Raw genomic sequence first — 18,066 nt, forward strand, 5'->3', positions numbered from 1 at the left:
GGTTGTCATTCGGCATCGGTTGAGCCGAACCCTGGCGACTGCTTTGATGCCGGACCCACTCCTGAGAGCGGGACCGCCCGGCATGCAGGCACGGACCCCGAAAACAAATCCGTTGTGCAGACGCGCGAAGTCAGCCCGAGCAATCGAGCTGCAGGAAGCAGTTTACACCGTGTCGGGGGGTGCTTCGTCCACAGCGTTTGTGGACCGCCGCGGCGGTCCACAGGCGCGGACCGCCCGGTGTTGGCAGGTGGGGCCGCGGCGCGCTGAACTGGGCCATGCGCTGGATTGCCGCGGCACTCGTCCTGATTCTGCTCGCCGCACCCGCGCGGGCCCAGTGGCCCCGGCTGGACTGGCCGCTGCGGCCGGCGCCCACCGTGCTGCGCAGCTTCGACGCGCCGACACCGAATTGGCAGCGCGGACACCGCGGTGTCGACCTTGGCGCTCGCGTCGAGGCGACGGTCTACGCCGCCGGGCCCGCGCGAGTGGTGTTCGCCGGGATGCTGGCCGACCGTCCGGTGGTGTCGCTGGCCCATCCCGGCGGACTGCGCACCAGCTACGAACCGGTGCGTCCGGCGGTGCGCGTCGGACAGCTCGTCGACGCGGCGAGCCCGATCGGAACAGTGCAGGCCGGGCACCCCGGCTGCGCGGCGCCGGCCTGCCTGCACTGGGGCGCCATGTGGGGTCCGGCCGCCCGGGCCGACTACGTCGATCCGCTGGGTTTGCTGGCCCAGACGCGGGTTCGGCTCAAGCCACTACCCGGTTGAGGAACTCGGTCACCGCGGCCGACACCTCGGCGGGCCGGTCGCGCTGCACCCAATGCCCGGCGCCGTCGACGAGCACCAGGCGCGCCTGCGGGATCAACCGGGCCGCGGTCCGCGCGTGCGCGACCGGCACCCCGCCGTCCTCGGTGCCGTGGACGATCAACGCCGGGGGCCGGAACGACGAGAGCCGGTTCGTGTAATCGGTGCGCTGGGTGCGCCACCCGACCTGATCGCGCTGCCACTGCGCGAACTGCTCGAACCCGTGTCCGGCCTTGGCCGCGGCCTGTACCTCCGCCATCAACTCCGGGGTCCGTTGCGCGGGATCGCGGATCAGGGTGGACATGCTCCACGACAGCATGGCCGCGTTGCCGGCCATCCAACGACTCAACCCGGACAAGGCCCCGGTCTTGACCATGGCGGCGGTCACCGCCTGCTGCAGCGCCGACAGCGGCCCGTCGGAGAGCCGGCCCATGATGCCGTAGGTGCCGAAAAGCAGTGCCGCCCGGACTCTTTCCGGCCGGGCCAGGACATGCCCGATCGTCAGCCCGCCGCCCAGCGAAAGCCCGCCCAGCACGTAGGCGTCCAACTCCAGGGCGTCGACGAACTCGCCGACATAGGCGACCAGATTGGCTTGCGTGCACGGCCAGGGCGCGGGCGGGCTCTGGCCGAATCCGGGGTGGTCCGGCGCGATGACGCGGTAGCCGGCGGCGGCCAGGTCGGGGCCGAGCCGACCCCACGACAGCGTGGCGCTGTCCACGCCGGCGCCGTGCAGCAACACCACCGTCGAGGACGGCGTACGCGGCGGCCGCCATTCGCAGTAGCTCACCGGGCCCCAGACCAGGTCGACGGTCGTGCGGACGGTGCTGCTGTCGGTCATGCGCGCGGATGGGCCTGATCGTGCACCGCGCGCAACCGCGCGACGGTGACATGGGTGTAGAGCTGCGTGGTCGCCAGCGAGGAATGTCCGAGCAGTTCCTGCACGATGCGCAGGTCCGCGCCACCCTCGAGCAGATGCGTCGCCGCGCTGTGGCGCAAACCGTGCGGCCCCATCGCGGGTGCGCCGGCGACCGCACCGACGGTCTCGTGCACGACGGTGCGGGCCTGCCGGGGATCGATCCGGCGCCCCCGCGCGCCCAGTAGCAGCGGCGGTCCCGAATCCGGCGTGGCCAGCTCGGGACGACCGTCGGCCAGCCAGCATCGCAGCGCCTCGGCCGCCGGTTCGCCGAACGGCACGGTGCGTTGCTTGTTGCCCTTGCCCAGGACGCGCAGCACGCGCCGGTCCACGTCGACGTCGTCGACATCCAGGCCACACAGCTCGCTGACGCGAATGCCGGTGGCATACAGCAGCTCCACAATGAGCCGGTCGCGCAGTGCCAGCGGATCACCTTGAACTGCACCGGATTTGGCCGCGGCCATGGCATCCAGCGCCTGGTCCTGGCGAAGCACCGCGGGCAGGGTCCGGCGCGCCTTGGGCACCTGCAGGCGCGCGGCGGGGTCCACGGCGAGCAGGCCACGGCGGGTGGCCCAGGCCGTGAACGCCTTCACCGCCGAGGTGCGCCGGCCCACCGTGGTGCGGGCCGCGCCGGCCGCGGCCTGCGCGGCCAGCCAGGACCTCAGCACCGGCAGCGTCAGCGCCGCGAGGTCCGCGTCGGGGTCGCGGGCGCCGACGAAATCGAACAGCGAGCGCAGATCGCCCAGGTAGGCCCGTCGGGTGTGGGCCGAGCGGCCCTTTTCCAGCGTGAGGTGCTCGGCGAACTCGGCCAGGACCACCTCGAGGCTCGCGGACATGGAACTACCGTCGCAGATGCTAGGCCGGTTTGGCCGCTTCGGCCTCGGCGAGTTCGCGTTTCCACTGGCGGAAGGTCTCCTCGGTGCGGCCGCGGCGCCAGTACCCGGAGATCGAGGACGCCCACTTGGCCGGCACCTCGCGTTCCTTGCGAATGTAGGCCCGCAGGTTGTGCATCACCGCCTGGGCCTCGCCGTGGATGAAGACCTGCACCTGCCCGGGCAGCCACGGCGCGGCCTTGACCGCCTCGATCAGTGGCGCCCGGTCGCCGGCCTGGTCATCGGAGACCAGATCGGCCCGACCACCGCGGTATACCCAGGTGAGCCTGACACCGTCGGGGACCGACAGTTCCAGTTCGTCGGCCTGATCCGCGATTTCGATGAAGGCGTAGCCGACCGCGTCCGAGGGCAGCGCCTCCAACGCGGTGCTGATGGCCGGGGTCCCGGCCTCGTCGCCGGCGAACAGGTACCAGTCGGCGGCCGGATCCGGCGAAAACCCGCCGTTGGGATCGGTCAGGTACAGCGGGTCACCGGGTTGTGCGCCCGCCGCCCACGGCCCGGCGACGCCCTGATCGCCGTGCACGACGAAGTCGATGGTCAGTTCCCGGGCCACCGGATCGACCCTCCGCACCGTGTAGGTGCGGACCACGGGTCGTTGCTCGGGCCCGAAACTGTCCAGCGTCAGCGGCCTTTCGAGCGCCGCCACGTCGACGCCGACCGGCACGAAGGCGATCTTCAGATAGGAATCGGTGGCGTCCTTCGGGGTGAAGGCATCAAATCCCTTTCCGCCCAATATCACCCGAACCATATGCGGTGTGATCCACTCGGTGCGCACCACCTCGAGGGTGTGCAATGGACGGCCCGCCACATTTCCTCCTGAAAACTGCCCGACTGCTGAAATACTCGTTGCTCCCGACTATACGGAGAAGCGCCGGCGGGATGTCGGCTTGCACCCGCAGGCCCGCGACGTGCGGGTACGGTGGAACCCGCAGCTGGTCTGCCATCGCCGCGCCCGCGTGACGGTGGCATCGAGTGTCGTGCGCCCCCGGGTGCGTGGCGCGAGAGGGAACCCGGTGAGAATCCGGGACTGTCCCGCAGCGGTATGCAGGAACGAACGCCGTCACCAGCACTGGCCACCGGGCCGGGAAGCGACGGTCAGTAGGAGTGCCGGATCCCGGTACGCGCCCGCGAGTCCGAAGACCTGCCGGTTGCGCTGGACGCGCCGCGTCCGGCCGCACACCGCCTCGTGGAATGGGCGTCGGGCATGCGTGGTCGTCGACTCCGCGGCACGACGCCTGTAGGCGATGGGCATCCCGTCGTAGTAGAAGGACGTCGCAGTGTCTCGCACGCAGTCAACCCCTTTCACCACAACCACTCTGGGCTCCCCCAGGATCGGCCCCAACCGCGAACTCAAACGTGCCGTCGAGCGCTATTGGGCCGGCCGAACCGACCGTGCCGAACTGGAATCGGTGGCCGCCGAGCTGCGGCGGCGGACCTGGTCGGCGCTGGCCGAGGCCGGCCTGGATTCGATCCCGGTCAACACGTTCTCGCTGTATGACCACGTCCTGGACACCGCCGTCATGCTGGGCGCGCTGCCACCGCGGGTCGCCGCGATCCCCGACGAGCTGGACCGGTACTTCGCCGCCGCCCGGGGCACCGATGAGGTGGTGCCGCTGGAGATGACGAAGTGGTTCGACACCAACTACCACTACATCGTGCCGGAGATCGGTCCCGAGACCTCGTTCCGCCTGCATCCCGACAAGGTGCTCGCGGAACTCGATGACGCTCGTGCACAGGGAATTCCGGCTCGCCCGGTGCTGGTCGGCCCGATCACCTTCCTGGCTTTGAGCAAGGCGGTCGACGGTGCGGGTGCGCCGCTCGGGCGCCTCGATGAGCTGTTACCGCTCTACCGTGACCTGCTGGGCCGCCTCGCCGACGCCGGCGCCGAATGGGTTCAGATCGACGAACCCATCCTGGTCACCGATGCGGTGGACGACGCCGCACAGCTGGCCGAGCGGGCCTACCAGTTTCTCGGCGACAGCCACCAGCGCCCCGCGATCTTCGTCGCCACCTACTTCGGCGCCCCCAACGGGGCGCTGCCCGCGTTGGCCCGCACCGCGGTCGAGGCCATCGGCCTGGATTTGGTGTCCGGCAGCGAGCAGGCCGTTGCGGCGGTCCCCGAACTGGCCGACAAGCTGCTGGTCGCCGGCGTGGTCGACGGCCGCAACATCTGGCGCGCGGACCTGGAAGCGGCGCTGGGCAAGCTGGCCGCACTGCTGGGCTCGGCCGCCGCGGTGGCGGTTGCTACGTCGTGTTCGACGCTGCACGTGCCGTACTCGCTGGCTCCCGAGACCGAACTCGACGACGCCCTGCGCAGCCGGCTGGCCTTCGGGGCGGAGAAGGTGACCGAGGTCGTCACGCTGGCGCGCGCGCTGCGCGACGGCCGCGACGCGGTGGCCGAGGCGATCGAGGCGTCCAACGCCGCGCTCGCCACCCGCACGGCCGACCCGCGTCTGCACGTGGCAGCGGTGCGGGCGCGGCTGGATTCCATCCTGGCCGCCGGCTTCGGCCGCGGCCCGGCCGCCGAGCGCCGCACAAGCCAGGACGCCCGGCTCAAGCTGCCCGCCCTGCCCACCACGACCATCGGCTCGTACCCGCAGACGGTCGAGATCCGCCAGGCGCGCGCCGCGCTGCGATCCGGTGCGATCGACCACGCCGGCTACGTGGCGAAGATGAAGGCCGAAGTCGCCGAGGTGATCCGGCTGCAGGAGGAACTGGGCCTGGACGTGTTGGTGCACGGCGAGCCGGAACGCAACGACATGGTGCAGTACTTCGCCGAGCAACTCGATGGATTCTTCGCCAGCCAGAACGGCTGGGTGCAGTCCTATGGCAGCCGCTGCGTCCGCCCGCCGATCCTGTTCGGCGATGTGGTCCGGCAGAAACCGATGACCGTCGAGTGGATCACCTACGCGCAGTCGCTGACCGGGAAACCCGTCAAGGGGATGCTCACCGGGCCGGTGACGATCCTGGCGTGGTCGTTCGTCCGCGACGACCAACCGCTGGCCGACACCGCCAACCAGGTCGCGCTGGCGATCCGCGATGAGACCGTGGACCTGCAGCACGCGGGCATCGCGATCATCCAGGTCGACGAGCCGGCGCTGCGGGAGCTGCTTCCGTTGCGCCGCAAGGACAAAGACGACTACCTCAACTGGGCGGTCGGCGCGTTCCGGCTCTCGACGTCCGGGGTCAACGACGCCACCCAGATCCACACCCACCTGTGCTATTCGGAATTCGGCGAGGTGATCGGCGCGATCGCCGACCTGGACGCCGACGTGACGTCGGTGGAGGCCGCCCGGTCCCACATGGAGATCGTCGGCGACCTCAACGGCGCCGGCTTCTCCAACAGCATCGGCCCCGGCGTCTACGACATCCACTCACCGCGCGTGCCGGGCACCGCGGAGATCGCCGCGGCGCTGCGGCTGGCGCTGGCCGCCGTGGGACCCGAACGGCTGTGGGTGAATCCGGACTGCGGGCTCAAGACGCGCCACCAGGAGGAGGTCGTGGCCTCGCTGCGCAACATGGTGGATGCCGCCAAGCAGGTCCGCGCCGCGCAGTCCTGATCGGGTTGCAACGGGTCCCAGCCCGCGCAGCGGTTCACGTTCCGAGTGCCAGTCGCAGCGGCGGGCTGTACAGCTGGATTAATTCATCAGAGCTCATCGAGGCAAGCGGTTCGAGGCGCAGGATGTAGCGGGTCACGATCAGGCCGGCGATCTGAGCACAGAACATCGCGGCGCGCTTACGGGCGTTCGCCCCGCCGATGCGCGCTGCGATCAGGTCGATCAGTTCGACTTCGACCATCTCCTTGAGGAGGTTGGCCACCACCACGTCGTGGGCTGCGCCGGCCACCAATACGCGCAGCGGTGCACCACTGTCGGGATCTTCCCAAAGGTGCAGTAAGGAGCGCAGCGCACGCTGGGGAAACAGGGCGGGATCCCCCTCTGCGGCACGACCGAGGATGACGGTCGGATTGGTGGCCAGGGCCAGGGTAGCGCCCAACAATCCCTTCTTGGAGCCGAAATAGTAGCTGACCAGGGCAAGGTCAACGCCGGCATCCATCGCTATCGATCGCATGGTGGCCGTCTGATACCCGTCCTCGAGGAAGCGGCGTCGGGCGGCATCGAGAATCTGCCTGCGCGTGTCCGGGTTTCCAGGCCTGCGTCCCCGGCGCGAAACAGAATTCATCATGGTTGAGATTGTATTCGCCGCAGGGGCAGAGTGAGTGCGATGCAGCACCGCAACGAACGGTCGTCTCCCACACGTCCCGTTCTGGTCCCGCCGCCCAGCCCTGCGGCGGCGTCTCGCCGTTGCCCGCGAAAGGCGCGCGGATGAGCGATATTTCGGCAGCGAGCCTACTCAGACGAGGCTGGATGCTGCTGGTGGTCGTGGTGGTCGCGGCGGTCTCGGGATTCAGTGTGTATCGACTTCAGGGAGTCTTCGGAACGCACAGCGACGCCTCGCCCGCCAACGTCACCTCGAATGACATCGTCCCTTTCCACCCAAAACACGTGATCCTCGAGGTTTTCGGACCTCCGGGCACGGTCGCGACAATCAACTACCTCGACGCCGATACCGCACCGCGCGAGGTCCGCGAGACGACTCTGCCGTGGGCCCACACGATCACGACCACACAGCCGGCGGTCTTGGCAAACCTGGTGGCGCAGGGCGACCGCGACGTGATCGGCTGCCGCATCACCGTCAACGGCGTTGTCAAAGACGAGAGGACCGTCAACAAGGTGAACGCCTATACCTTCTGCCTGGATAAGTCCGCATGAGTGCCGGGTACGGTGCTGGGGTCGGCCTCTCGGGGACCATCCGCCGGTTGGCGGTGCTGATCCTGTTGTTCTGGGTGGGTCTGGCCGCCATCACCAATGCCGTCGTGCCGAGATTGGAAGAGGTTGCAAAGCAACACAACGTGGCGATGAGCCCCGGGGATGCGCCGTCGATGCAGGCGATGAAACGGATCGGCGAGGCGTTCCACGAATTCGATTCCGACAATGCGGCCATGATCGTCCTGGAGGGTGACGAGCCGCTGCGCGAGGACGCGCACCGCTACTACGACACCCTGGTCCAGCAGCTGGCCGAGGACACCGAACACGTGGAGCATGTCCAGAACTTCTGGGGCGACCCGCTGACAGCGGCGGGCGTACAGAGCACCGACGGCAAGGCTGCCTACCTCCAGGTCTATCTGGCGGGCAACCAGGGCGAGGCGTTGTCGAACGAATCCGTCGCTGCGGTCCGCGACATCGTGGCAGCTACGCCGCCGCCGAACGGGGTTCGCGCCTATGTCACGGGCGCGGGACCACTGCTCGCGGATCAGTTCGGTGCCGGCAGCAAGGGCACCGTCAAGGTCACGATGATCACTCTCCTCGTGATCGCGGTGATGTTGTTCTTTGTCTATCGTTCGGTGGCCACCATGGCCCTGGTGTTGGTCATGGTTTTTGTGCAACTGGCCGCGGCCCGGGGAATTGTCGCGCTGCTGGCCGATTCCGGAATCATCGGGCTTTCGGTGTACGCGACCAACCTGCTCACCTTGCTCGTCATTGCGGCCGGGACCGATTACGCGATATTTTTCATCGGCCGATATCAAGAATCGCGTGGGGCCGGCGAGGATCGAACGACGGCCTATCACACGATGTTTCACGGCACCGCGCACGTTGTCCTGGGTTCGGGATTGACCATTGCCGGCGCGGTCTACTGTCTCAGCTTTACCCGGTTGCCCTATTTCAACAGTCTCGGCAGTCCCGTCACGATAGCTGTCCTGGTGGCGCTGGTGGCTGCGCTCACGTTGATCCCTGCCGTCCTTACCGTCGGCAGTCGGCTGGGCCTTTTCGAACCGAGACACACCATGCGGACACGCGGATGGCGGCGGATCGGTACCGCCGTTGCGCGCTGGCCGGGACCGATCCTGACGGTGACGGGCACGGTCTCCGTCATCGGCTTGCTGGCACTGCCGGGTTATGAGACGAGTTACGATGTCCGGCACTACATTCCTGCCAGCGCTCCGGCAAACATCGGGTACGCCGCCGCCGAGCGCCACTTCCCTTCGGCCCGGCTTCATCCCGAGCTACTGCTGGTCGAAGCCGATCACGATCTGCGCAACCCGGCTGACATGCTGATCCTGGAAAGGATTGCCAGGGAGGTCTTCCGCGTTCCCGGTGTCGCCCAGGTCCAGTCCATCACCCGGCCGCTCGGCACGCCGATCGACCACAGCTCGATCCCTTTCCAGATCAGCCTGCAGAACACCGGACAGGTCATGAACCTCACCTATCAACGGCAACGCGCCGACGACATGCTGAAACAGGCCGACGAGCTCACGAAATCCATCGACGTGTTGAAACATCAATACACGTTGCAACAAGAACTGGCAGCTACTACGCATGACCAGGCGGAAAGCTTTCAGGAAATGACCGCCACTTTGAGCGAGATCCGGGACAATATGGCGAATCTCGACGACTTTTTGAGACCTATCCGCAATTACTTCTATTGGGAGCCGCATTGTTACAATCTGCCGTCCTGCTCTGCGGCAAGGTCCGCCTTCGAGGCTCTGGACGGTGTCGACCGGATGAGCGGGCAGCTGAAAAGCGTCGGTGAAGCCCTCGAGAAATTGAATGCAATTCAACCGCAACTGGTAGAACTGATGCCCGGCCAGATCACCAGCCAAGAGACAAATCGTGAACTGCTGCTCTCCAGTTACTCGACGATGTCGGGGATCTACGATCAGATGGCGGCGATGACCGGAAATTCAATGGCCATGGGGCAAGCGTTCGATGCCGCCAGGATCGATGATTTCTTCTATCTACCACCGGAAGCCTTCGATAATCCGGACTTTCAGCGCGGTTTGACGATGTTTCTCTCGCCGGACGGTCACGCGGCCCGCATGATCATCACCCATGACGGCGATCCTGCGACCCCTGCGGGCATTGCGCGTATCGACCCCATCAAGAACGCGGCGAACGTGGCCGTAAAAGGCACCCCCTTGCAAGGCGCCGAGATCTCGGTCGCCGGCACCGCTGCCACGTACAAAGACATCCAGGACGGCGCCAAATACGACCTGATGATCGCCGCCGTCGCCGCACTCAGCCTCATCCTGCTCATCATGATGTTCATCACGCGCAGCCTGGTCGCTGCAATTGTCATCGTGGGTACGGTGGCACTTTCGTTGGGTGCCTCGTTCGGACTATCCGTGCTCGTGTGGCAGCACATTTTCGGCATCCCACTGTATTGGATTGTCCTCGCACTGGCCGTTGTCGTGCTCTTGGGGGTCGGGTCGGACTACAACCTATTGCTGATCTCCCGATTCAAAGAGGAAATCGGCGCCGGTATCAAAACGGGGATGATCCGAACAATGGCCGGCACCGGATCCGTGGTGACGGCCGCCGGCCTCGTCTTCGCTGCGACCATGTCGTCATTCGTCTTCAGCGATTTGCGTGTTCTCGGCCAGATCGGGTCCACCATCGGCCTCGGCCTACTGTTCGACACCCTCATCGTGCGCGCGTTCATGACCCCGTCGATCGCGGTCCTGCTCGGACGCTGGTTCTGGTGGCCACAACGCGTGCGGCCCCGCCCGGCACCTCAGGTGCTTCGCCCCTAGAGGTCATCCTGCCGGGCGGGCCGTCACAGCCCGCTGCCCCGCGCGATCCGCCACCGGCCGTCGCGTTGTTCGACCAGGCCGACGATCTCGAGCATGGCGAGCGGGCCCAGCACCTGCTGGGCGGGCACCGCCGCGGCCACCGCGATCTCGTCGACGCTCGCACCGCCGCGACCCGGCAACGCTTCGAACACCGTCCGTTCGACGTCGGACAGCCCGTCCAACGGGGACACCGGATGCTCCGGATCCTCGGCGAGTTCGCCCATCCGCCCGACGATCTCGACAATCTCCTGCGGGCGCGTCACCAACTCCGCACCCCGGCGCAGCAGCTGGTGGCAGCCCGCCGAGGCGCCGGAGGTCACCGGGCCCGGCACCGCACAGACCACCCGCCCCATCGCGGTGGCCCACGCCGCGGTGTTGGCCGCGCCGCTGCGCAGCCCGGCCTCGACCACCACGGTGGCCCCGGAGATCGCCGCCACCAGCCGATTCCGGGTCAGGAACCGGTGCCGCGCCGGTCGAACACCCGGTGGGTACTCCGAGAGCAGCAGCCCGGCGGTGGCGATCCGGTGCAGCAGCGCGGAGTGCCCCGCCGGATACAGCACATCGATGCCGCCGGCCAGCACCGCCGCGGTGGTTCCCTCGTTGGCCAGCGTGCCGCGGTGCGCCGCCCCGTCGATCCCGTACGCCCCGCCGGATACCACCGCGACGTCGCGGTCCACCAAGCCGCCCGCCCAGTCCGCGGCGATGTGCTCCCCGTAGGCCGTCGCGGCCCTGGTGCCGACGATCGCCGCCGAGCGCAGCGCGACCTCGTCGAGTCGGGCCGGTCCCAGTGCCCACAACACCAGGGGCGCCCCCGCGCGGGACTTGCCGCGCAGTTGCCCCGCCCCGAACGCCGCGAACGCCAGGTGCGGCCACTCCTCGTCCGCGCGGGTGATCAGCCGCCCACCGCGGCGGGCCAGCACCTCGAGATCGGCGGCAACACAGTCGAGGTCGCGTCTGGCCTCGGTCGCCTCGCGCAATCCGGCCGGCACCTCGCCGCGGCGCACCAGTGCCGCCGCTTCTACCGGCCCGCGTTGTGCGACCAGCTCACCCAACTGCGGACACGGCGGCTCCACCACCCTCGACAGGTAGGCCCACGCGTGTCGGTCCTCGGCGTTCATCGGGCCGCGCCCGGCTGCCGGAAGCTCAGTGCCACCACGATGTCCTCGGGAGTCGGCGACGTCCGGCCCGCGAGGTCGCACAACGTCCACGCGATCCGCAACGAGCGGTCCACGCCGCGGATGCTGAGCAATCCGCGGTCCAGCGCGGTGCGCAGCGGTGCCATGGCGATCCGGCTCGGCCGAAAGGCGCGGCGCAGCACCGGTCCCGGTACCTCGGCGTTGGTCCGCACCCCGACCACGCGCCACCGCTCGGCGGCCGCCGCACGCGCTGCCGCCACCCGGGCCCGCACCGCCGCCGATGGCTCGCCGGTTTCCGCACCGAGTGCCCCGGCCCGCGCCGGCTGCATCTGCACCCGCAGGTCGACCCGATCCAACAGCGGACCCGACAGCTTGCCCAGATAGCGCCGTTTCACCGCGCCGGGACAGATGCAGTCCTGCGGATCGGCGGGTGCACACGGGCAGGGGTTGGCGGCGAGGATCAACTGAAACCGGGCCGGATACCGTGCCACCCCGTCGCGGCGCGCGAGCCGGATCTCGCCTTCTTCCAAGGGGGTTCGCAGGGCCTCCATGGCACTGACCCCGATCTCGGCGCATTCGTCGAGGAACAACACCCCGCGGTGGGCGCGGCTGACCGCGCCGGGACGCGCCATCCCGGCGCCGCCGCCCACCAGCGCGGCCACGCTCGAGGTGTGGTGCGGGGCCACGAACGGCGGGCGGGTGATCAGCGGGGTCTCCTCGGCGAGCAACCCCGCCACCGAGTGAATGGCGGTCACCTCCAATGATTCACTGCGCGACAGCGGCGGTAGCAGTCCCGGAAGTCGCTGTGCCAGCATGGTTTTGCCGATCCCGGGCGGACCGGTGAGCATGAGGTTGTGCCCGCCGGCCGCGGCCACCTCGACCGCATACCGGGCCTGCGTCTGCCCCACCACATCGGCCAGATCCGCGGCGGAGTCGTCGGCCGGGGTACCCGCCGCGACCCGGCCGGCCAGGCGCACACTGCCGTCGAGCCAGCCCTGCAATTGGCGCAGCGACTCGGTGCCGTGCACCTCGATACCTTGGACCAGACTGGCCTCCGCGAGATTCGCCTTGGGCACCACCACCGTCGGCCAGCCGTCGCGGCGGGCCGCCAATACCGCCGGCAGCACGCCCCGCACCGGCCGGACCCGGCCATCGAGCGCCAACTCACCGAGCAGGATGGTCTTGTCCAGCTGCGGCCACGGCTTCTTGCTCGTCGCCGACAACACCGCGCTGGCCAGCGCGATGTCGTAGGTGCTGCCCATCTTCGGCAGCGTCGCCGGGGACAGCGCCAGCGTCAGCCTCGACATCGGCCACTGGTTGCCGCTGTTGGTCACCGCCGACCGGACCCGGTCCCGGGACTCCTGTACGGCGGTGTCCGCCAAACCGACCAGATGCACACCGGGCAGGCCCGAGGTGATGTCGGCTTCGATCTCGACGAGTTCACCGCGCAATCCGCTGACCGCGATCGAGAACGCCCGTCCCAGAGCCATCACACCACCCCCTGCAGGTGGCTGATCTCGGGTTCGCGCCGCCGCCCGATCCGGACCCCGACGACGTCGATGCGCAGATTCGCCCAGCGGCCATCCTGGGCGGCCAGCCACAGTGCGGCCAGCCTGCGTAACCGCCGCACCTTCTCCGGCGGGACGGCCTCGGCCAGTCCCCCGAAACCGTCCCCGGTGCGCGTCTTGACCTCGACGAAAATGACTGTGCCCGAGTCGTTGTCGGTGGCGATCACATCGAGCTCACCGTAGCGGCAGCGCCAGTTGCGCGCCACGATCGTCAGTCCGAGGCCGACCAGATGATCAACGGCCAGTTGTTCCCCGAGGGCTCCCAGCTGCGCCCGTGTCCACGTCGTCATGGCAGCCAGGATGGCCGCACCACCCGACACGGCGTTAACGGGTCACCGGGTCGATCCGCCGATCAGAGGTAGTTGTGCACAGTTACGCCCCGATCCACAGCCCGCGCGTCCCGGACCCGCACCCGCACCCGGATCGAGTCAGACCGCCGCAGAACTATCGTCGTCGTCGACGTCGTGGCGGACCACCCGTACCCGGCCGTGTGGCAGGCACACCATGTAGCCGTGGTACTTGCCGTAGAGCTCCCACGCGGTGGCGTGGTCGTCCGGTGCCACGTCGATGCGGTGCCCCCGGGAAAAGCTCAGGTGCAGGCAGCCCTCGTCGTCGCAGCGGGCATGCGTGCACACGGCGCCGGCGAGATCGAGCAGCGGGCGTTGTTGGTCCGGCACGTGGGCCGGGTCGATGAGCACTTCTTCTTCGGGATAGCCGGCCACCGGCGGCAGCGTCAGCCGCAATGGTCGGGAGATCACCAGTTCGTTGTAGTCGTCGAGGTTCAGGACCAGACCGCCGCGCAGTGACATCCGCTGGACGGTGCACTGCTCGATCCATTGCGTGAGCATGAAGCGCTCCCTTCGCCGCGTCGTTGGGGCAGACCTCCATGGTATGCCCGCACGTCGCTACGAGACGGGTGGTCTTGAAATCTCCGGATCGGCGCCCTACTCGGGCAGCCGCAGCTCCGGCTTCTCGACTTCTTCGATGTTGACGTCCTTGAAGGTGATCACCCGGACCTGCTTGACGAACCGCGCCGGTCGGTACATGTCCCAGACCCAGGCGTCGGCCAGGCGCAGCTCGAAGTACACCTCGCCGTCGGCGTTGCGCGGGATCAATTCGACGCTGTTGGCCAGGTAGAACCGGCGCTCGGTCTCCACGACGTAGCTGAACTGTCCGACGATGTCCTTGTACTCGCGGTACAGCGAGAGCTCCATCTCGGTTTCGTACTTCTCGAGATCCTCAGCACTCATCTGGTTCGCAGTCCTTCTTGTGTCCACTCGGAGATATCTGGCATTGTCCGCCTACCCGTTCTCACGTCGTTGTTCAGGCTCGCACGGCGCGGCCAGGCGGCGCACGTTGATGAAGGAATACCGGTGCTCGGCGCACGGACCCAACGCGGCCAGCGCCGCGCCGTGCGCGGGCGTGCTGTAGCCCTTGTGCTCGGCGAATCCGTAGCCGGGAAACTTCCCATCCATCTCGACCATCAGCCGGTCCCGGCTGACCTTGGCCAACACGCTAGCCGCCGCGATGCACGCCGCCGCGCCGTCCCCGCCGATCACCGGCAGCGACGGCACCGGCAGGCCTGGCACCCGGAACCCGTCGGAGAGCACATAGCCCGGCCGCACCGCCAAGCCCGCCACGGCCCGCCGCATCCCCTCGATGTTGGCGACATGCACCCCGCGCCGGTCCACCTCCGTCGAGTCGATGAAAACGACGTGAAAGGCCAACGCGTACCGGCAGATAAGGGGGAAGAGTTGCTCGCGCTGCTTCTCGGTGAGCCGCTTCGAATCGTCGAGCAGCGCGAGGCTTTCGCGGCGATTCGGTCCCAGCACGCAGGCCGCGACCACCAGCGGTCCCGCGCACGCACCGCGGCCGACCTCGTCGACGCCGGCGACCGGACCCAGCCCGTTGCGATACAGCGCGGACTCCAGCGTGCGCAGCCCCGACGATTTGCGGATCACGGTCCGCGGCGGCCAGACGGCGGTCACCCTAACCGCCTTGCTGCGGGTTGAGCGTGTTCACACCACCCCACCGCGATGGTGGCCAGGCGATGAATTGTGCCTTGCCGATGACGTTGTCCACCGGGATGGTGCCGTTCATCGGGTCGCCCGTGCAGATCAGGCCCTTCGGGGCGTCCTCGGGCGTGCTGGTGCAGTGGGCGCGGGAGTCGGCCGAGTGGGTGCGGTTGTCGCCCATCACCCACAACCGGTCGGGCGGCACCGCCACCGGACCGAACTCGTTGCCGAGGCACGGATACACCGCGGGGTCGGCATTCATGGTCTCGGGATCGAGATAGGGCTCGTTGAGCGGCTTGTCGTCGACCGTCAGACCGGTATCGGCCCGGCACTGCACGGTTTGGCCGCCGACCGCGATCACCCGCTTGACGAGGTCGTTCTGATCGGGCGGGACGAATCCGATGACCGACAGCGCGTCCTGCACCCAGCGAATTGCGGTGTTGTCCGAGCGGATGGACTTGTAGCCGACATTCCACGACGGCGGCCCCTTGAACACGATGAGGTCGCCGGGTTGCGGCTCGCTGAACCGGTAGGTCAGCTTCTCGACCATGATCCGGTCGCCGACGCAGCCGGGGCACCCGTGCAACGTGGGCTCCATCGACTCCGAGGGAATCAGATAGGGCCGCGCGACGAACGTCAACATCACGTAGTAGAGGACCAGCGCGATCACGATCAGGATCGCGCCCTCGCGAAGAGCGGAATGCTTCTTGGTGCTCTCCGCGCTGTCGTCCTCCGGAGTGGGCGGGGCCTGCCGTGCAGCTTGGGCCGAGTCCTCGGTGTCGGTCACGGGATCAGCGTAGCCACGCCGAAAACACCCCCGCGCAGCAGCGTGCGCGGGTCGCGCAAGATCAGCGCTTCTCCTTGATCTTGGCCTTCTTGCCGCGCAGTTCGCGCAGGTAGTACAGCTTGGCGCGACGCACGTCGCCACGGGTGACGACCTCGATCTGCGCGACGTTGGGCGAATGCACCGGGAAGGTGCGCTCGACGCCGACGCCGTAGCTCTCCTTGCGGACCGTGAAGGTCTCCCGGACGCCACCGCCCTGACGACGGATCACGACGCCCTTGAAGAGCTGGATACGTTCCTTGGTGCCCTCGATCACCTTCACGTGCACATTCACGGTGTCGCCGGCGCCGAAGGCCGGGATGTCGTCGCGCAGCGACGCCTGGTCGACGAAGTCCAGCGTGTTCATCGGTGACTCTTCCTTGCGGGTCGCGGCTCAGTGCAGCAGCACTCGCTCTGGTGAGCGATGCGGTTGCCGAGCCGATGTTCGGGCCAAATCAGGTTCTCGTACAGTTCTCGCGCAGCCGGCTGAGACACCGGCAGGCGCGGACAACTGCTCAATTGTGCCAGACGGCGCCCACGGGAGCGAAATCGTGGACGCGACCGGCGCTGACAGGCCTGTGACCTCGGCGTGCCTGGCTGGCCGCGGCGCGCTCGCGCTGATTAGGCTGAATTTCGCGGCCCGGCGCAGCGGCGCGGCCCGCAATCCGTCCCCGGTTCGTAAGCCGTCCTCGAGGAGATGCATGCGTCGGCGCCTGGTGAGCGTGCGAGGTATCGCCGCGGTGACCATCGCGGTGCTGCTCGCCAGCACCGCCGGCTGCGAAGCCCGGGTCCATGGCAGCCCCGGCGACCCACCCGTCGGCCCGCGCCCGGCCGTGGCGCCCGAGGCTCCGGGTGACGCCGCGGCGTCGGCGCCGCCGAATCCGCCCGCCGGGTCGTTCGACGACCTGGCCGCCCGGGCCGCCCATGCGGTCGCCGACGCCGCGGCCAAGGGCGCCGACATCGCGTTCATGGTGCACGACCGCCAGACCGGACAGCAGGTGTCCGCCGGGGGCCGGGGGCTCGCGACGGCCTCGGTGGCCAAGGTCTTCATCGCCGACGACTTGTTGATGCGCGAACCGGACCTGTCCCCCGCCGACCGCACCGCACTCGAGGTCATGCTGCAGTCCTCGGACGACGATGCGGCCGAGCAGTTCTGGAATCGCGGCGGCGGCGACGCGATCATCGGTCGCGTGGCGGCCCGCTACGGCCTGACGGCCACCGCGCCGCCGAACAACGGGCGGTGGTGGAACACCCTGAGTTCCACCCAGGACCTGGTCCGCTTCTACACCAAGCTGCTCGACGGCGGCGGCGGGCTGCCGCCCGAGCGCGCCAACCTGATCATCAACAATCTGGCGCTGTCCACCGCGAGCGGCATCGACGGCTATCCGCAACGGTTCGGCATTCCCGACGGGCTGCCCGCGGAACCCGTTGCGGTCAAGCAAGGTTGGATGTGCTGCATCGGCGCCGACTGGATGCACCTGTCCAGCGGATATGTCGGCGCGGACCGCCGCTACGTAATGGTGATCCATGCGCTACAACCGACCGACGACGCCACGGCACGGGCCACCATCACCGATACCGTCCGGGCGATGTTCCCGGGCGGCCGCGTCTAGTCCAGCAGGTCCGGACGGCGCTCCCGGGTGCGCTGCACCGCCTGTTCATGGCGCCACGCCGCCAGTTTCGCGTGGTCACCGGAGAGCAGCACCTCGGGCACGTCCAGCCCGCGCCAACTCGCCGGCCGCGTGTAGCTCGGCCCTTCCAGCAGCCCGTTGGAGTGCGAATCCTCCTGGTGCGAGGCGGGATTGCCCAGCACGTCGGGCAGCAACCGGACCACGGCCTCGATCATCACCAGGGCCGCGGCCTCGCCCCCGGCCAGCACGTAGTCGCCGATGGAGACCTCCTCGACCCGCATCCGCCGGGCGGCGTCGTCGGCCACCCGCTGATCGATGCCTTCGTATCGACCGCAGGCGAAAACCAGATGCTGCTCGCCGCTCCACCGGGTCGCGGTGGCCTGATCGAACAACCTGCCCGCGGGCGTCGGAACCACCAAGAGGGTTTGCTCCGAACAGATTTCGTCGAGTGCGGCGCCCCACACCGGTGCCCGCATCACCATGCCGGGGCCGCCGCCGTACGGGGCGTCGTCGACCGATCGATGCACATCGTGGGTCCACCGCCGCAGATCGTGCACCCCGAGTTCGACGATGCCCGCCTCGATCGCCTTGCCCGGCAACGCCTGCCGCAGCGGCGCGAGATAGTCCGGAAAGATGGTGATGACGTCGACGCGCATG

At 68.4% G+C, this 18,066-nt stretch carries 18 protein-coding genes and 1 riboswitch; of the genes, 5 read left to right on the forward strand and 13 right to left on the reverse strand.

All coding sequences use genetic code 11. The features are described 5' to 3' along the window. The first annotated feature begins 275 nt into the window (after positions 1-275). Positions 276-764, forward strand: coding sequence for a M23 family metallopeptidase (locus RCP80_RS15980; protein ID WP_308478606.1), 489 nt, complete (start codon positions 276-278; stop codon positions 762-764). On the opposite strand, the gene RCP80_RS15985 is transcribed toward RCP80_RS15980, so the two are convergent. Genes RCP80_RS15985 through RCP80_RS15995 form a run of 3 tightly spaced genes read right to left on the reverse strand, consistent with a single transcriptional unit; the run spans position 745 to position 3,414 of the window. Beyond that, positions 745-1,638, reverse strand: coding sequence for an alpha/beta fold hydrolase (locus tag RCP80_RS15985; protein ID WP_308478607.1), 894 nt, complete (start codon positions 1,636-1,638; stop codon positions 745-747). The genes RCP80_RS15980 and RCP80_RS15985 overlap by 20 nt on opposite strands. Further along, positions 1,635-2,549 (reverse strand): tyrosine recombinase XerC, encoded by a 915-nt coding sequence (locus RCP80_RS15990; protein ID WP_308478608.1) that lies wholly within the window; start codon positions 2,547-2,549, stop codon positions 1,635-1,637. Before RCP80_RS15990 ends, RCP80_RS15985 begins: the two co-directional genes overlap by 4 nt. A 19-nt stretch (positions 2,550-2,568) precedes the next feature. Then, positions 2,569-3,414, reverse strand: a complete 846-nt coding sequence (locus RCP80_RS15995; protein ID WP_308478609.1) for a siderophore-interacting protein — start codon at positions 3,412-3,414, stop codon at positions 2,569-2,571. Positions 3,415-3,609: 195 nt separating this feature from the next. Next, positions 3,610-3,749: riboswitch (cobalamin riboswitch) on the forward strand. A gap of 134 nt (positions 3,750-3,883) precedes the next feature. On the opposite strand from RCP80_RS15995, the gene metE reads away from it, so the two are divergent. Further along, positions 3,884-6,166: a 5-methyltetrahydropteroyltriglutamate--homocysteine S-methyltransferase gene (metE, locus tag RCP80_RS16000; RefSeq protein WP_308478610.1), complete on the forward strand. Its 2,283-nt coding sequence runs from the start codon at positions 3,884-3,886 to the stop codon at positions 6,164-6,166. A gap of 34 nt (positions 6,167-6,200) precedes the next feature. Here the strand turns inward: metE and RCP80_RS16005 are convergent, their stop codons facing one another. After that, complete coding sequence (locus RCP80_RS16005) at positions 6,201-6,791, reverse strand: TetR/AcrR family transcriptional regulator (RefSeq protein ID WP_308478611.1); 591 nt, start codon at positions 6,789-6,791, stop codon at positions 6,201-6,203. Positions 6,792-6,931: 140 nt separating this feature from the next. On the opposite strand from RCP80_RS16005, the gene RCP80_RS16010 reads away from it, so the two are divergent. Together RCP80_RS16010 and RCP80_RS16015 are read left to right on the forward strand one after the other, a co-directional pair. Then, positions 6,932-7,378 carry an MmpS family transport accessory protein gene (locus tag RCP80_RS16010; protein ID WP_308478612.1) on the forward strand — a complete coding sequence of 149 codons (447 nt, stop codon included), beginning with the start codon at positions 6,932-6,934 and terminating at the stop codon, positions 7,376-7,378. Further along, positions 7,375-10,197: an MMPL/RND family transporter gene (locus RCP80_RS16015; protein WP_308478613.1), complete on the forward strand. Its 2,823-nt coding sequence runs from the start codon at positions 7,375-7,377 to the stop codon at positions 10,195-10,197. The genes RCP80_RS16010 and RCP80_RS16015 overlap by 4 nt, the downstream gene beginning before the upstream one ends. A gap of 23 nt (positions 10,198-10,220) precedes the next feature. Here RCP80_RS16015 and dprA read toward each other — a convergent pair whose 3' ends face one another. The 8 genes from dprA to rplS all read right to left on the reverse strand — a co-directional run bounded on the left by dprA (position 10,221) and on the right by rplS (position 16,145). Beyond that, entirely contained in the window at positions 10,221-11,354 is a 1,134-nt protein-coding gene (gene dprA / locus RCP80_RS16020; RefSeq protein WP_308478614.1) for a DNA-processing protein DprA, read from the reverse strand. Further along, on the reverse strand, positions 11,351-12,862 hold the full coding sequence (locus RCP80_RS16025; RefSeq protein WP_308478615.1) for a YifB family Mg chelatase-like AAA ATPase: 1,512 nt from the start codon (positions 12,860-12,862) through the stop codon (positions 11,351-11,353). The genes dprA and RCP80_RS16025 overlap by 4 nt, the downstream gene beginning before the upstream one ends. Further along, entirely contained in the window at positions 12,862-13,230 is a 369-nt protein-coding gene (locus RCP80_RS16030) for a YraN family protein (RefSeq protein ID WP_308478616.1), read from the reverse strand. The genes RCP80_RS16025 and RCP80_RS16030 overlap by 1 nt, the downstream gene beginning before the upstream one ends. Before the next feature lie 138 nt (positions 13,231-13,368). Further along, positions 13,369-13,788, reverse strand: coding sequence for a DUF6188 family protein (locus RCP80_RS16035; RefSeq protein WP_308478617.1), 420 nt, complete (start codon positions 13,786-13,788; stop codon positions 13,369-13,371). Positions 13,789-13,884: 96 nt separating this feature from the next. Next, positions 13,885-14,190 (reverse strand): DUF2469 domain-containing protein, encoded by a 306-nt coding sequence (locus RCP80_RS16040; RefSeq protein WP_003893809.1) that lies wholly within the window; start codon positions 14,188-14,190, stop codon positions 13,885-13,887. A gap of 51 nt (positions 14,191-14,241) precedes the next feature. Then, complete coding sequence (locus tag RCP80_RS16045; RefSeq protein WP_308478618.1) at positions 14,242-14,928, reverse strand: ribonuclease HII; 687 nt, start codon at positions 14,926-14,928, stop codon at positions 14,242-14,244. A gap of 1 nt (position 14,929) precedes the next feature. Beyond that, positions 14,930-15,742, reverse strand: coding sequence for a signal peptidase I (lepB, locus tag RCP80_RS16050; protein WP_308478619.1), 813 nt, complete (start codon positions 15,740-15,742; stop codon positions 14,930-14,932). 61 nt (positions 15,743-15,803) lie between these two features. Further along, entirely contained in the window at positions 15,804-16,145 is a 342-nt protein-coding gene (gene rplS / locus RCP80_RS16055) for a 50S ribosomal protein L19 (protein WP_308478620.1), read from the reverse strand. A 334-nt stretch (positions 16,146-16,479) separates the two neighbouring features. Between rplS and RCP80_RS16060 the strand changes: the two genes are divergently transcribed. Continuing rightward, on the forward strand, positions 16,480-17,391 hold the full coding sequence (locus tag RCP80_RS16060) for a hypothetical protein (RefSeq protein ID WP_308478621.1): 912 nt from the start codon (positions 16,480-16,482) through the stop codon (positions 17,389-17,391). Here the strand turns inward: RCP80_RS16060 and trmD are convergent. After that, positions 17,388-18,065: a tRNA (guanosine(37)-N1)-methyltransferase TrmD gene (gene trmD, locus RCP80_RS16065; RefSeq protein WP_308482876.1), complete on the reverse strand. Its 678-nt coding sequence runs from the start codon at positions 18,063-18,065 to the stop codon at positions 17,388-17,390. The two genes, RCP80_RS16060 and trmD, sit on opposite strands and share 4 nt — an antisense overlap. Position 18,066: the final 1 nt, after the last annotated feature.

The sequence above is a fragment of the Mycolicibacterium sp. MU0053 genome, assembly GCF_963378095.1.
Taxonomy (GTDB): Bacteria; Actinomycetota; Actinomycetes; order Mycobacteriales; family Mycobacteriaceae; genus Mycobacterium; species Mycobacterium burgundiense.

What these genes read in the sequence shown, in the direction of transcription:
- RCP80_RS15980 (WP_308478606.1), top strand. Translation starts at nt 276, where the DNA reads ATGCGCTGGATTGCCGCGGCACTCGTCCTGATTCTGCTCGCCGCACCC.
- RCP80_RS15985 (WP_308478607.1), bottom strand. Translation starts at nt 1,638, where the DNA reads ATGACCGACAGCAGCACCGTCCGCACGACCGTCGACCTGGTCTGGGGC.
- RCP80_RS15990 (WP_308478608.1), bottom strand. Translation starts at nt 2,549, where the DNA reads ATGTCCGCGAGCCTCGAGGTGGTCCTGGCCGAGTTCGCCGAGCACCTC.
- RCP80_RS16005 (WP_308478611.1), bottom strand. Translation starts at nt 6,791, where the DNA reads ATGATGAATTCTGTTTCGCGCCGGGGACGCAGGCCTGGAAACCCGGAC.
- RCP80_RS16010 (WP_308478612.1), top strand. Translation starts at nt 6,932, where the DNA reads ATGAGCGATATTTCGGCAGCGAGCCTACTCAGACGAGGCTGGATGCTG.
- RCP80_RS16015 (WP_308478613.1), top strand. Translation starts at nt 7,375, where the DNA reads ATGAGTGCCGGGTACGGTGCTGGGGTCGGCCTCTCGGGGACCATCCGC.
- dprA (WP_308478614.1), bottom strand. Translation starts at nt 11,354, where the DNA reads ATGAACGCCGAGGACCGACACGCGTGGGCCTACCTGTCGAGGGTGGTG.
- RCP80_RS16025 (WP_308478615.1), bottom strand. Translation starts at nt 12,862, where the DNA reads ATGGCTCTGGGACGGGCGTTCTCGATCGCGGTCAGCGGATTGCGCGGT.
- RCP80_RS16030 (WP_308478616.1), bottom strand. Translation starts at nt 13,230, where the DNA reads ATGACGACGTGGACACGGGCGCAGCTGGGAGCCCTCGGGGAACAACTG.
- RCP80_RS16035 (WP_308478617.1), bottom strand. Translation starts at nt 13,788, where the DNA reads ATGCTCACGCAATGGATCGAGCAGTGCACCGTCCAGCGGATGTCACTG.
- RCP80_RS16040 (WP_003893809.1), bottom strand. Translation starts at nt 14,190, where the DNA reads ATGAGTGCTGAGGATCTCGAGAAGTACGAAACCGAGATGGAGCTCTCG.
- rplS (WP_308478620.1), bottom strand. Translation starts at nt 16,145, where the DNA reads ATGAACACGCTGGACTTCGTCGACCAGGCGTCGCTGCGCGACGACATC.
- RCP80_RS16060 (WP_308478621.1), top strand. Translation starts at nt 16,480, where the DNA reads ATGCGTCGGCGCCTGGTGAGCGTGCGAGGTATCGCCGCGGTGACCATC.
- trmD (WP_308482876.1), bottom strand. Translation starts at nt 18,065, where the DNA reads ATGCGCGTCGACGTCATCACCATCTTTCCGGACTATCTCGCGCCGCTG.